Origin of the sequence: Streptomyces clavuligerus (assembly GCF_005519465.1) — a bacterium.
GTDB lineage: Bacteria > Actinomycetota > Actinomycetes > Streptomycetales > Streptomycetaceae > Streptomyces > Streptomyces clavuligerus.
In genome coordinates this window covers 3,735,138-3,748,379 of the sequence record NZ_CP027858.1, presented here as the reverse complement: position 1 = coordinate 3,748,379, position 13,242 = coordinate 3,735,138, and the positions used below count along the sequence as shown (strand labels likewise).

Annotated in this window: 11 protein-coding genes; 3 read left to right on the top strand and 8 right to left on the bottom strand. The window is 71.2% G+C overall.

Features of this window, described 5'->3' with window-relative positions:
* Positions 1-54: 54 nt before the first annotated feature.
* The 3 genes from CRV15_RS15695 to nth form a co-directional block, all read right to left on the bottom strand.
* Positions 55-1,254, bottom strand: a complete 1,200-nt coding sequence (locus tag CRV15_RS15695) for a MarP family serine protease (RefSeq protein ID WP_003956801.1) — start codon at positions 1,252-1,254, stop codon at positions 55-57.
* A 148-nt stretch (positions 1,255-1,402) separates the two neighbouring features.
* Positions 1,403-2,140, bottom strand: coding sequence for an NUDIX hydrolase (locus CRV15_RS15690; RefSeq protein ID WP_003956802.1), 738 nt, complete (start codon positions 2,138-2,140; stop codon positions 1,403-1,405).
* 46 nt (positions 2,141-2,186) lie between these two features.
* Positions 2,187-3,017: an endonuclease III gene (gene nth / locus CRV15_RS15685; RefSeq protein ID WP_230864226.1), complete on the bottom strand. Its 831-nt coding sequence runs from the start codon at positions 3,015-3,017 to the stop codon at positions 2,187-2,189.
* A gap of 324 nt (positions 3,018-3,341) precedes the next feature.
* Here nth and CRV15_RS15680 point away from each other — a divergent pair, with 324 nt between their 5' ends.
* Entirely contained in the window at positions 3,342-4,016 is a 675-nt protein-coding gene (locus CRV15_RS15680; RefSeq protein WP_003956804.1) for a Crp/Fnr family transcriptional regulator, read from the top strand.
* A 183-nt stretch (positions 4,017-4,199) separates the two neighbouring features.
* On the opposite strand, the gene CRV15_RS15675 is transcribed toward CRV15_RS15680, so the two are convergent.
* The 5 genes from CRV15_RS15675 to sp36 form a co-directional block, all read right to left on the bottom strand.
* Positions 4,200-5,030 carry an MBL fold metallo-hydrolase gene (locus CRV15_RS15675; RefSeq protein ID WP_003960916.1) on the bottom strand — a complete coding sequence of 277 codons (831 nt, stop codon included), beginning with the start codon at positions 5,028-5,030 and terminating at the stop codon, positions 4,200-4,202.
* Positions 5,027-5,893 (bottom strand): NUDIX hydrolase, encoded by an 867-nt coding sequence (locus tag CRV15_RS15670; RefSeq protein WP_003956806.1) that lies wholly within the window; start codon positions 5,891-5,893, stop codon positions 5,027-5,029. Before CRV15_RS15670 ends, CRV15_RS15675 begins: the two co-directional genes overlap by 4 nt.
* A gap of 290 nt (positions 5,894-6,183) precedes the next feature.
* On the bottom strand, positions 6,184-9,183 hold the full coding sequence (locus tag CRV15_RS15665; RefSeq protein WP_230864136.1) for a PQQ-dependent sugar dehydrogenase: 3,000 nt from the start codon (positions 9,181-9,183) through the stop codon (positions 6,184-6,186).
* Positions 9,184-9,672: 489 nt separating this feature from the next.
* Positions 9,673-10,143, bottom strand: a complete 471-nt coding sequence (locus CRV15_RS15660) for a RidA family protein (RefSeq protein WP_003956808.1) — start codon at positions 10,141-10,143, stop codon at positions 9,673-9,675.
* Positions 10,140-10,298, bottom strand: a complete 159-nt coding sequence (sp36, locus tag CRV15_RS15655; RefSeq protein WP_003956809.1) for a Sp36 family protein — start codon at positions 10,296-10,298, stop codon at positions 10,140-10,142. Before sp36 ends, CRV15_RS15660 begins: the two co-directional genes overlap by 4 nt.
* 183 nt (positions 10,299-10,481) lie before the next feature.
* Here sp36 and bagA point away from each other — a divergent pair, with 183 nt between their 5' ends.
* Together bagA and CRV15_RS15645 are read left to right on the top strand one after the other, a co-directional pair.
* Entirely contained in the window at positions 10,482-11,444 is a 963-nt protein-coding gene (gene bagA, locus CRV15_RS15650; RefSeq protein ID WP_009996615.1) for an ATPase BagA, read from the top strand.
* A complete protein-coding gene (locus tag CRV15_RS15645; protein WP_003960919.1) occupies positions 11,441-12,928 on the top strand; it encodes an ArsA family ATPase in 1,488 nt (495 codons plus the stop codon). Before bagA ends, CRV15_RS15645 begins: the two co-directional genes overlap by 4 nt.
* Positions 12,929-13,242 lie beyond the last annotated feature (314 nt).

The window sequence follows — 13,242 nt, the reverse complement described above, 5'->3', positions numbered from 1 at the left end:
ACGGCATGGCACGGCACGGCACGGCACGGCACGGCACGGCACGGCACCGGATGGTCAGAGTGCGCACCCCTGGCTGTCCACCTGCTGATTCGCCGCCAGACCCTGGGTGATGTCGTCGGCGATCTCGTCCACCGTCAGGGCGTAGCCCGTGTCCGGGTCGTCCAGCGAGCGGGCGAAGATGACCCCGTACACCTTGCCCTCGGGGGTGAGCAGGGGGCCGCCGGAGTTGCCCTGACGGACCGTGGTGTAGAGGGAGTACACATCGCGGCGGACGGTGCCCCGGTGGTAGATGTCGGGGCCGTTGGCGTTGATCCGGCCACGTACCCGGGCGGAACGCACGTCGTACGCGCCGTTCTCCGGGAAGCCCGCGACGATGGCGCCGTCGCCCGAACCGGCGTCGGCTTCGGTGAACTCCAGTGGCCTGGCCTTCAGATCGGGGACGTCGAGGACGGCGATGTCCCGCTCCCAGTCGTAGAGCACGACCCTGGCGTCGTACCTCCGGCCCTCGCCGCCGATCTGCACCGTCGGCTCGTCGACCCCGCCCACGACATGCGCGTTGGTCATCACCCGCCGCTCGCCGAAGACAAAGCCGGTGCCCTCAAGGGACTTGTTGCAGCTCTGGGCGGTGCCCGTCACCTTGACGATGGACTGCTTGGCCCGGGCGGCCACCGGGCTGCCGACCAGCGCCGGATCGGGGGGCCTGACCTCGGTGATGGGCTCGTTCGAGAACGGGCTGAAGACCTGCGGCAGACCGTTCTGCGCGAGGACCGAGGAGAAGTCGTTGAACCAGCTGAACGCCTGCTCGGGCATCACCCGGGAGACCCCGAGCAGCACCTTGGAGTTGCGGACCTCCTTGCCCAGGGTGGGCAGTGCCGTACCGGCGAGCGCGGACCCGATCAGCCAGGCGACCAACAGCATCGCCACCACGTTGACCAGTGCCCCGCCGGTGGCGTCCAGCGCGCGGGCCGGCGTCCAGGTGATGTAGCGGCGGAGCTTGTTGCCGAGGTGGGTGGTGAACGCCTGGCCGACCGAGGCGCAGAGGATCACGACGACCACGGCGACGACCGCTGCCGTGGTGCTGACCTCGGACTTGTCCGTCAGCTCGGCCCAGATGACCGGCAGCAGATAAATGGCGATCAGACCGCCGCCGAGAAAGCCGATCACGGACAGGATGCCGACGACGAAGCCCTGGCGGTAGCCGATGACCGCGAACCACACGGCGGCGACCAGCAACAGGATGTCCAGCACGTTCACCGTCATTTGCCTCGCAGTTCGGTCGCCTCGGTCGTCGGACGGCCCGTCCCGGGTCGCACCGGATGTCCGGTCCGGGTGCCCGGTCCGGCCCATCGGCGGCACGGCCGTCGGGCTCCGGCCCGGCCATGGATCGCAGAAGGTCAGCCTGTCATGCGTGCCAGTCCAGCGGGAGTCGCCGGTTCCGGTCCCAGGGGCGCTCCCATCCGGCGAAGTGCAGCAGTCGGTCGATCACACCGGCGGTGAAGCCCCAGACCAGCGCCCCCTCGACGGTGAACGCCGGGCCGAGGTGGCCCCGGGGGTGGACGGCCATGGCGCGATTGCCGGGGGCCGTGAGATCGGCCACGGGGACGGTGAAGACACGGGCGGTCTCGGCGGGGTCCACCGCGCCGACCGGGCTGGGCTCCCGCCACCAGCCGAGGACGGGCGTCACCACGAAGCCGCTGACCGGGATGTAGAGGCGGGGCAGCACTCCGAAGAGCTGCACCCCGGCCGGATCGAGCCCGGTCTCCTCCTCGGCCTCGCGCAGGGCCGCCCGCAGCGGCCCCGTGGTGGCGGGGTCGCCGTCCTCGGGGTCGAGCGCTCCACCGGGGAAGGCGGGCTGTCCGGCGTGCGAGCGGAGATTCCCGGCGCGCTCCATGAGCAGCAGCTCGGGACCGGAGTCCCCCTCCCCGAGGAGGATCAGAACGGCGGACTGACGGCCACCGCCGTCGCTCGGCGGCAGAAAGCTGCTGAGCTGCCGGGGGCGCGCGGTGCGCGCGAATCGCACCACGGGGTCCAGCCATGGGGGCAGGCCCTCGCTGGTGAGACCCCATCGGTCACCGTCGTGCACTCCGGCCTCACCGATCCCGCCGACCGTCGTCCCGCGTCTCTCGTCGTCCGCGCGCATCTGCACCCCCTCCGTCACAACGCACCGGGGGCCCCGGATCGTTCCGTCATCCGGCCTCCCGGGCGGCGGGCGCCAGGGGCTGGGCCGGGCGCCCCGGGTAGTCCGGCGGCGGGTCGAGCCGCTGGCCCGGCTGGCCGCCCTTCTCGTACTTCAGCAGCTTGGCCGCCTTCTCCGGGTCGGTCTCCCCCTCCCCGTACGAGGGGCACAGATGCGCGATCGGGCATGCCCCGCAGGCGGGTTTACGGGCGTGGCAGATCCGGCGGCCGTGGAAGATCACCCGATGGGAGAGCATCGTCCACTCGGACTTGGGGAAGATCTTCGCGATCTCCGCCTCGACCTTCTCCGGGTCCTCCTGCTCGGTCCACTTCCAGCGCCGCACCAGCCTGCCGAAGTGGGTGTCGACGGTGATCCCGGGGACCCCGAAGGCGTTGCCGAGGACGACGAAGGCGGTCTTGCGGCCCACGCCGGGCAGCGAGACCAGGTCTTCGAGACGGCTGGGCACCTCACCGCCGAAGCGGTCCCGGAGCCCGATGGAGAGGCCGATGAGCGAGGTGGTCTTGGCGCGGAAGAAGCCGGTGGGCCGGATGATCTCCTCCACCTCCTCGGGGACCGCCGCGGCCAGGTCCTCCGGGGTGGGGTACGCGGCGAAGAGCGCCGGCGTGGTCTGGTTCACCCGCAGATCGGTCGTCTGGGCCGAGAGCACGGTGGCGACCAGCAGCTCGAAGGGGTTGCGGAAGTCCAGCTCGGGATGGGCGTAGGGGTAGACCCCGGCCAGCTCGCGGTTGATCCGGCGGGCGCGGCGGACCATGGCCAGACGCGATTCCGGTTTAGTCCTATTTGCTACTTTTCGGCCACCGTTCGGCGGTTGTTCGCCCACAGCGGAATCATGCTTGGCGGACACTCGTCCAGCCCCCTTGGCCTGCGCTCTCACCGGCGAATTGGACACCCGGCCAGCCTACGGCGCAGCACTGACATCCGCTCCGGCCGCCCGGATTCCGGACCCAATCGGGCCCCTGCCGCACGAACAGACGCTCCAGTGCGTCAGACTTGTTGTGATTGATCGCACGAATATTTACTTGCCAAGGGCACCTGGGGGACGCACCGTCCCGCGCGGTGGCCCCGCTCGATGCCGGACCGGCACCGTGCGGTCCGGCATCATGGGGGGCCACGGTCCCTGAGCAGGTCGACAAGGAGAGAACTCGTGGACGACGTTCTGCGGCGCGCCCCGCTCTTCGCGGCGCTCGATGATGAGCAGGCCGCGGAGCTTCGCGGCTCGATGAGTGAGGTGACGCTCGCCCGCGGTGACGCGCTCTTCCACGAGGGCGACCCCGGAGACCGCCTGTACGTGGTCACGGAGGGCAAGGTCAAGCTGCACCGCACCTCGCCCGACGGCCGCGAGAACATGCTCGCGGTGCTCGGCCCCGGTGAGCTGATCGGTGAGCTGTCCCTCTTTGACCCGGGCCCGCGGACCGCGACCGCCACCGCGCTGACCGAGGTCAAGCTGCTCGGCCTCGGCCACGGCGACCTCCAGCCCTGGCTGAACGCCCGGCCCGAGGTCGCGACCGCGCTGCTGCGCGCCGTGGCCCGCCGGCTGCGCAAGACCAACGACCAGATGTCCGACCTGGTCTTCTCCGATGTGCCGGGCCGTGTCGCCCGTGCCCTCCTCGATCTGTCGCGCCGCTTCGGCGTCCAGTCGGAGGAAGGCATCCACGTCGTCCACGACCTGACCCAGGAGGAGCTGGCCCAGCTCGTCGGCGCCTCCCGCGAGACCGTGAACAAGGCGCTGGCCGACTTCGCGCAGCGCGGCTGGCTGCGGCTGGAGGCGCGGGCCGTGATCCTGCTGGACGTGGAGCGGCTGGCCAAGCGCTCCCGCTGACCCGTCCGGCCGGACGACCGTCGGTCGACGGCCACCGGCAGACGGCCGCCGGTCGTCGCTTCGGCTTCGCGAAGGGCCCGCCCGGAACCACTCCGGACGGGCCCTTCGTCCTGTGCCTCCCGTGCTGCGCCTTTCGTTCTCCGCGCCGTCGGGGGCCGCCCGTCGTGGCCCGCCCGCGGAGCGTCAGATCAGACCGTGGTCCCGCAGATACTCCAGCTGGGCCCGGACGGACAGCTCGGCGGCGGGCCACAGTCCGCGGTCGACGTCCGCGTAGACATGGGCCACCACCTCGGCGGCCGTGCGATGGCCGTTCTCGACCGCCGTCTCCACCTGGGCGAGCCGATGGGCCCGGTGGGCCAGATAGAACTCGATCGCCCCCTGGGCGTCCTCCAGTACCGGGCCGTGCCCCGGCAGCACCGTGCGCACCCCGTCGTCCACCGTCAGCGAGCGCAGCCGCCGCAGCGAGTCGAGGTAGTCGCCGAGCCGTCCGTCCGGGTGGGCGACCATCGTCGTGCCGCGCCCCAGGACGGTGTCCCCGGTGAGCACGGCCCGGTCGGCGGGGAGATGGAAGCTGAGCGAGTCCGAGGTGTGACCGGGGGTGGCCACGACCCTCAGCTCCAGGGTGCCGACCTGGATCACCTGCCCCGCGCTCAGTCCCTCGTCCCCCCGTCGCAGCCGCGGGTCCAGGGCGCGGACCGGCGTACCGGTCAGCTCGGCGAAGCGGGCGGCGCCCTCGGCGTGGTCGGGGTGGCCGTGGGTGAGCAGGGTCAGCGTGATCCGCTTGCCCGCCCGTTCGGCGGTCGCGACGACCTCCCGCAGATGGGACTCGTCCAGGGGGCCGGGGTCGACCACGGCGGCCGACTCGCAGTCCGGCTCGGAGAGAATCCAGGTGTTGGTCCCGTCGAGGGTCATCGCGGACGGGTTGGGAGCGAGCACATTGACCGCCCGGGCCGTGGCGGGGCCGGAGAGCACCCCGCCCCGGGGCTGTCCTGGCAGCGCCGCCGCGTCGGTCATCGCGGGCCTCCCAGCGGGATGTGCCGGGTGAACTCCGTGTGCCCGGGCCAGCTCAGGACCACCTCGTCCCCCTCCGTCGTGGCTGTGGCCAGCACGGGCGCCAGATCCTGGGCGGCAGCGGCGGCGACCGCGTCCGCCGCGGTGGCGTAGGGGGCGAGCGCCCGCAGGGTGGCGATGGTGGGCGGCATCATCAGCAGCTCGCCCCGGTCGTAGCCCGCGGCGGCGTCGGCGGCGGAGGTCCACACCGTACGGTCGGCCTCCGTCGACACCTCCCGGGTGCGCTGGCCCTCGGGGAGCGCGGCGACGAAGAACCAGGTGTCGTAGCGTCGCGACTCGAACTCGGGGGTGACCCAGCGCGCCCACGCGGCGAGCAGGTCCGAGCGCAGCACCAGCCCGCGGCCGTCCAGGAACTCCGCGAACGACAGCTTCCGGTCGACCAGCGCCTGTCGGTCGGCCTCCCAGTCCGCGCCGGTGGTGTCCCCGATCACCGTGTCGGGGGTGACTCCCGCGAGCAGGACCCCCGCCTCCTCGAAGGTCTCCCGTACGGCGGCGCAGACCACGGCCTGGGCGGACGCCTCGTCCACCCCCAGCCGGGCGGCCCAGGCGGCGCGGGAGGGACCCGCCCAGCGGACCGGCCGGGCATCCCGGTCGTCCACCCCGCCGCCCGGGTAGGCGTACGCGCCCCCGGCGAAGGCCATGGAGGTGCGGCGGCGCAGCATATGGACGGCGGGAGGACCCCCGGCCGTGTCACGCAGCAGCATCACGGTCGCCGCCCGCCTGGGCGGTACGGGGGTGAGTTCGCCGCGCACCAGGGCGCGGACCCGTTCGGGCCACTCCGGTGGGTACCACTGACCTTGGGACATGGGCGGATGCTAGACGCTCGCGCCCGGATGTTCGAGAGGCCACCAGCGGCCCGGGGCGCTCCGGCCGGGCGGGGCCCGGCCCGGGGCGGGTTCCGGGCGCGGGTGTTCTCCGGCCGGGGCGTCCTCCCTCACGAGGGCCTCTGTCGCGGGCGGCGATGTTTCACGTGGAACATACGAGCGAACGCGCTCCCGTGGTCCGCACCGGGGCGCGGCGCCGGGGCGGCCGGTGGTCTCCGGCCGCCCCCTTCCCGCGCTTCCCGCCTGCGGGGTGTTCTCCATGGGCGACGGTGCTACGCGGCGGCGTTGGAATTGCCGCGCAGTCTGGCGTTGGCCGTACTCGCGCCCTTGATCGCCGTCTCGATCTGGGCCATCGAGGAACCGGAGCCGATCCCCGGCACGGTGGCCGTGTTCAGCGCGTACAGCGTGAACGTGTACGGATGGGTGGAGCCGCCAGGACAGGGGCCGAAGTACTTCTGCGCGTTGGCGCCGCTCCCCATCGCCTTCTGTTTCGCGCCGTCCTGGCCCGGGACGGTGAAGCCGGTGCCCAGCCCTTCGGGCAGGGTGAGCTTGGCCGCCGGAATGTCCCAGATGGCCCAGTGGAGCTTGTTGCCGTTGTTGGCGACGTCCGCGAAGACGACCGCGTAGCCCCGCGCCCCGGCCGTTCCCGCGCCCCAGGCCAGCGGTGGTGAGGGGTCCTGGCCGGGTGAGCCGTCACCGGCACAGGTGTACCGGGACGGGATGGTGCCGTTGTCGTTGAAGGCGCTGCTGCTGAGCTTGAACTCGCCGGGGGTGGGCGGTCCGCCGGAGTAGACGATGTCGATCAGCAGCACCCGGTCGTTGTTGCCGGTGCCGTCCTTGTCGGACGAGGTGGTCAGCCAGATGTCGCCGTCCTGGTCGACCTCGACCGTCCGCAGCCGGTCGTAGGTGCCCTGGAAGTAGGTCTTCTGCTCGACCAGGTTGCTGCCGCTGTCGATCCGCATCCGGTAGACGCGCTCGCCGCGGGTGGTGGCGACGAAGACATGGTCGTTGATGATGGTCAGACCGCTGGGCGAGCCCGCGGAGGTCGGCCAGGTCTTCTTGGGGGCGAGATAGCCGGAGCAGCTTCCGTTGGTGCCCTCGCAGCTCGGCCAGCCGTAGTTGCCGCCCTTCTGGATCAGATTGACCTCGTCCATGGTGCCGTCGCCGAACTCGGCCTGCCACAGTCGGCCCTTGGAGTCGAAGTCGATGCCCTGCGGGTTGCGGTGGCCCATCGACCAGACGGCGTTGCCGAACGGGTTGTCCGAGGGGATGCTGCCGTCGGGGTTGATCCGGAGGATCTTGCCGTTGAGGGAGTTGCGGTCCTGGGCCTTGCTCGGGCCCTGGGCGTCGCCCATGGACGCGTACAGCTTGCCGTCGGGGCCGAAGCGGAGCCGTCCGCCGTTGTGGAACTTGCTCTTGTCCATGCCGCGGAGGAGCACGGTGTAGCCGCTGAGCGTGTTGTTGGTCTCCAGCTTCATCCGGGCGACGCGGTTGCCCTCGGAGGAGGTGTGGAGGAAGTAGAGATAGCGGTCGGCGGCGAAGCCGGGACCGACCTCGACGCCCATCAGACCGCCCTCGCCGCTCGTGGTCTGCGAGTTGGGCACCTTGCCGAGCAGGGTCTTCTGTCCCGACTTGGTGAGCCGGTAGACGTTGAAGCTGTTGCGCTCGGTGAAGACGCCCGAGCCGTCGGGGAGGAAGGCGAGGCCCCAGGGCACGTCGACGCCGCTGGTGATCGTGGAGACCGGACCCGGGTCGGGGACACCGCCGGGCTGGGAGCCACCGGTGGTGACGGTGATCTCCGGGGAGAAGGCGGACCGGTTGCCCTTGAGGTCGAAGGCCCGGACCGTGAAGGTGTACGCGGTGTTCGCGGTCAGACCGGCGACGGTGCCGGTCGTGGCGTCGGCGGTCTCGGCGGGGGCCCCGTCGCGGAAGATCTCGTACCCCGTGACCCTCACATTGTCGGTGGAGGCGGTCCAGGCCAGGTCGACGCTGGTCGCGGTCCTGCCGGTGGAGCGCAGTCCGCTCGGGGCCGTGGGCGGCTCGGTGTCCGGCGGGGCGGGCAGGGTCGCGATGGTGACCTGGTTGCTGGCGACGGAGACATTGCCCGCCGCGTCCCGGGCGAAGACGGTCCAGTCGTACGAGGTCTCGGGGTCCAGGCCGGTCACGGTCGCGGCGAGGGTGTTCCCGTCGACCTCCTTCATGTGCTGGCCGTGCTGGTAGATGTCGTAGGCCACGACCTTCACATTGTCCGTGGCGGCCTCCCAGGCCAGGGAGACGGTGGAGGCCGTCGGCTCCTGGTCCTTGCGGAGGTTGCCCGGAGCGGTCGGCCGCTCGCTGTCGGCGGGGCCGGTCGGGGTGACGGTGAGCTTGTCCAGGTTGGGACCGTCGCCCGAGGACGTCGTCGCCCGGATCTTGTTCTGACCCGCTTGCAGGGTGGCCTGGGCACTGACGGTCCGCCAGGTGGTCCACGCCCCGGTGGGCGGGAAGGAGAGGTCGTCGGCGACCGTGTCGCCGTTCACGCTGATGTCCAGGGAACGGGCGGCCGTCGCCCCGAGGGCGTAGCGGAAGTCGAGCTTCGCATGGGCCGGCTGCGAGGTCTCGACGGTGAACTCGACAAACGCGCCGGTGACCACCTGGAAGTTCACAAAGCCGCGACCCGAGTAACCGGTGTGGTTGGACTCGACGGCCCCCTGCGAGACGGTCCCGTCCTCGGCCTCGTGATCGGTGGCGGCCTGGCCGTCGGGGGGAGTCGCGTCGAGGTAGTCGAGATTGGGACCGCCCTCGGCGCCGGTCGCGGTGGCCCGTACGGTGTTGGCGCCCGCCTTGAGCGTGACCCGGGTGGTCACGGTGGCCCAGTTGGCCCAGCCGCCGGTGGGGGCGAAGGCGAGGCTCGCGGGCGCGCCTCCGTTGACGGAGAGGTTCAGGGGCCGGTCGGCGGAGGCGGCGTTCGCATAGCCGAGAACCAGCGTCGCGGGCCCGGCGGCCGGGGAGTTCACCGTGAACTCCACATAGCCGCCGGTGGTGTTGGCGTAGTTGACGAAGCCGCTGCCGGAGTAGCCGGTGTGGTTGGACTCGGCCGCGCCCTGGGAGATGGTCGCGGTCTCGGCCTCGTACCGTACGGGCGCGGCACGGTCCCGATCGGGCACCGGGCCCGGCTCGGCATGGCTGAGTGGTGGCAGCGCCATGGTCAGGAGTGCGGTGGCCGCTGCCAGAAGGGTGCCGGTCGCTCTGCGCGAACGGCGGGGGTGGCGGCGGCGGGGGGTTGATGCCACTGATCCCTCCACGTTCTGGGACACGTTGGGAACGATGTGCGGGGGTGGGCCCGTCGGCGACCGGTGGCGTCCGTCGCTGCCGTGGGATGGGCGATGCCTCATCGGGTGGCGCGATGACGTGATGGCTCCGGGCGCGGACACCCGGTGACCTGGTGGTTCGGTGGGGGAGACTGCCTCGGTACGCGGACGGGGGCACATGGTGTGCGTCGAGCAGGGCGGGGCAGGGGCCCGGCGAGGCCCCGATGGCTATTCAGATGGATAGGAAACGTTCCTATCCATGAACAGAGGACACCCGTCGGCACTTCCGCGTCAAGAGAGGTGCAAGCGATTGCCGAAGAGCCGCGCAGGAGCGGCGGCGAAGCGGCGGGAGCGCAAGGGAAAGGCCCTGTGCCCATCGGCTGAACGATGGGCACAGGGCCATCACCGGGCTGACCGGCGGGTCAGCGTCCGGGCGTCGGCGGGACGGCCGGGCACGGAGTGCGGCGGTCCTCAGTCCTGGACCAGCTCGACCTGGATCTCGACCTCGACGGGCGCGTCCAGGGGCAGCACGGCGACACCCACCGCGCTGCGCGCGTGGACACCCTTGTCCCCCAGCACCTCGCCGAGCAGCTCGCTGGCGCCGTTGAGCACCCCGGGCTGTCCGGTGAAGTCCGACGCGGAGGCCACAAAACCGACGACCTTCACCACTCGTGCGATCCGGTCCAGATCACCGGCGACGGACTTCACGGCGGCCAGGGCGTTCAGCGCGCAGACGCGGGCCAGCTCCTTGGCCTCCTCCGCGGTGACCTCGGCGCCCACCTTGCCGGTGACCGGGAGCTTCCCGTCCACCATCGGCAGCTGGCCGGCCGTGTACACATACGGGCCCGAGGCGACGGCCGGCTGATAGGCGGCCAGCGGCGGGACCACGTCGGGCAGGGTCAGCCCCAGCTCGGCCAGCCTCGCCTCGACCGTTCCGCTCACGCGGTCTTCTCCCGCTTCAGATACGCCACGAGCTGCTCGGGGTTCGGGCCGGGGACCACCTGGACCAGCTCCCAGCCGTCCTCACCCCAGGTGTCCAGAATCTGCTTGGTCGCGTGCACGAGAAGGGGCACGGTCGAGTATTCCCACTTGGTCATGGGGCCGACTGTAGCCGCACCGGGGGTGCGCCCGGCTCACGAGGGGAGCGGGACGGGCCGTGCACCCGTCCGCCGGACCCATGGGCCCACCGTGCGCCGGACGCGCTCCGGCGTGCCCCGGCGTGACGCAGCCCGCACACCGCCTGTGCGTAGCGCGCCGTGGGACTGGTTAGGCTCGAATGTGTGAGCAGGCTCCAGGTCGTCAGCGGCAAGGGCGGCACCGGTAAGACCACGGTCGCCGCCGCCCTCGCACTCGCCCTCGCGACGGAGGGGAAGCGGACCCTCCTCGTCGAGGTGGAGGGGAGACAGGGCATCGCCCAGCTCTTCGAGACGGAGGCGCTTCCGTACGAGGAGCGGAAGATCGCCGTCTCCTCCGGGGGCGGCGAGGTCTTCGCGCTGGCCATCGACGCCGAGCGGGCCCTCCTCGACTATCTCCAGATGTTCTACAAGCTCGGCGGCGCGGGCCGTGCCCTCAAGAAGCTCGGCGCGATCGACTTCGCCACGACCATCGCCCCCGGTGTGCGCGATGTGCTGCTGACCGGCAAGGCGTGCGAGGCCGTACGCCGCCGTACCCCGCAGGGCTCGTACGCCTACGACTATGTGGTCATGGACGCGCCGCCCACCGGCCGGATCACCCGTTTCCTCCATGTGAACGATGAAGTGGCAGGACTCGCGAAGTTCGGCCCCATACACAACCAGGCGCAGGCTGTGATGCGGGTACTGAAGTCCCCGCAGACGGCTGTCCATCTGGTGACCCTGCTGGAGGAGATGCCGGTCCAGGAGACCGCGGACGGGGTCGCCGAGCTACGGGCCGCCGGGCTGCCGGTCGGCAAGGTGATCGTGAACATGGTCCGCCCGCACATCCTGGACGAGGACGCCGTGCGCAGCGCGTCGGGCGACCGGCGTGCGGAGATCGCCAAGGCGCTCGCGGCGGCCGGGGTGAGCGGGGCGGACACCTTGGTGGGCCCGCTGCTCGAACAGGCGGCGGACCATGCCCAGCGGGTCGAGCTGGAACGCGAGCAGCGGGCCGCGCTGAACCGGCTCGATCTGCCCTCGTATGAGCTTCCCCTGCTCAGTGAGGGTGTCGACCTCGCCGGGCTCTATCAACTGGCGAAGGAACTGCGGAAGCAAGGGACCGGTTCATGACCCTGGACGCGTCGGCGACCCCGCTCGAAGTCGACCCGCTCATCGATGATCCGGCCACCCGCATCATCGTCTGCTGCGGCTCGGGCGGTGTGGGCAAGACGACGACGGCCGCGGCCATCGGGCTGCGGGCGGCCGAGCGCGGCCGCCGCGTGGTGGTCCTGACCATCGACCCGGCCCGCAGACTGGCCCAGTCGCTGGGCATCGCCTCGCTCGACAACACACCGCGCCGCGTCGAGGGCATAGCGAACGGCCCCCGGGACACATCGGCGGATTCCGGGAGCGGCACGGCGGGCCCGAAGGACGGAGCACCGGGCTCCGGGAGCGGCGCACCCGGCGCCTCCGGGGGCGAGCTGCACGCCATGATGCTCGACATGAAGCGGACCTTCGACGAGATCGTCGAGGCCCACGCGGACGCGGACCGGGCCCGGGCGATCCTGGAGAACCCCTTCTACCAGTCCCTGTCGGCCGGTTTCGCCGGTACGCAGGAGTACATGGCGATGGAGAAGCTCGGCCAGCTCAGGGCCCGCGACGAGTGGGACCTGATCGTGGTCGACACACCGCCGTCCCGCAGCGCCCTGGACTTCCTGGACGCCCCCAAGCGGCTGGGCTCGTTCCTGGACGGCAAGCTGATCAAGCTGCTCGTGGCTCCGGCGCGGATGGGCGGCCGGGCGGGGATGAAGTTCCTCAATGTCGGTATGTCGATGATGACGGGGACGCTCGGCAAGCTGCTGGGCAGTCAGTTGCTCCGGGACGTCCAGACCTTCGTGGCCGCGATGGACACGATGTTCGGCGGCTTCCGCACCCGGGCCGACGCCACCTATCGGCTGCTCCAGGCCCCCGGTACCGCGTTCCTGGTGGTGGCGGCCCCGGAGCGGGACGCCCTGCGCGAGGCGGCCTACTTCGTCGAGCGTCTCGCGGCGGAGGGGATGCCGCTGGCGGGCCTCGTCCTCAACCGGGTCCACGGCAGCGCCGCCGACCGGCTCTCGGCCGAACGGGCACTCGCGGCGGCCGAGATCCTTGCCTCGGAAATTACGTCAGAAAATCTTGACGGAAGCCGCATTGTCGATCAGGGGGTAGGGAAGACTGGTGTTCGTGAGACCACGGACACCTCTCCCGAAGACCTGTCCGCGGCCCACATCCCGGCACGCTCCCCCCAGCCGCCGGCGCGCTTTCCCGAGCAGTGCGACGCCCCCAAGACCGACGACCCGGCAGTACCCACCGACCCAGGCCACTCCCCCGTCCCGGGCGGTCATACCACTGAGCAGTTGACGGCGGGTCTGCTGCGTCTGCACGCCGAGAGGATGCAGGTGCTCGCCCGCGAGCAGCGGACCCGCGACCGCTTCACCGCTTTGCACCCCGAGGTGGCGGTGACGGAAGTGGCCGCGCTCCCCGGCGATGTGCACGACCTGGCGGGGCTGCGCGCCATCGGCGACCATCTGGCCTCCGCGGGCACCGTGGGCGGGCCACGCGGTACGCGGATGTGACGCACCCGGACAGGGGCGGGCCCAGGTGGTGCGGGCACCACACGTCATGACACGCCACGACACGCCACGAGAGCGGCTGACACAACGGAACCCATGACACAGACAGGGCAGTGACGCGGATGCGCCAGATACAGATGGTCCGTATATGACGCGGACCGTGCAGGGTGGCGGCGTGGACGGCTGAGTCGACGAAGCCGATGAAGCGGACCGATGAGCCGATAAAGCCGGTCGAAACTGTTGAATCGGCGGAACCCGATGATTCGTCATGTACCGCCGAATCGGCGGATCAACGGATTTCTGGATCAACGACCGTC

Excerpts from the sequence above, each read along its gene's own strand:
- CRV15_RS15675 (WP_003960916.1), bottom strand. The coding sequence starts at position 5,030 with ATGACCGACGCGGCGGCGCTGCCAGGACAGCCCCGGGGCGGGGTGCTC.
- sp36 (WP_003956809.1), bottom strand. The coding sequence starts at position 10,298 with ATGACCAAGTGGGAATACTCGACCGTGCCCCTTCTCGTGCACGCGACC.
- CRV15_RS15670 (WP_003956806.1), bottom strand. The coding sequence starts at position 5,893 with ATGTCCCAAGGTCAGTGGTACCCACCGGAGTGGCCCGAACGGGTCCGC.
- CRV15_RS15690 (WP_003956802.1), bottom strand. The coding sequence starts at position 2,140 with ATGCGCGCGGACGACGAGAGACGCGGGACGACGGTCGGCGGGATCGGT.
- CRV15_RS15645 (WP_003960919.1), top strand. The coding sequence starts at position 11,441 with ATGACCCTGGACGCGTCGGCGACCCCGCTCGAAGTCGACCCGCTCATC.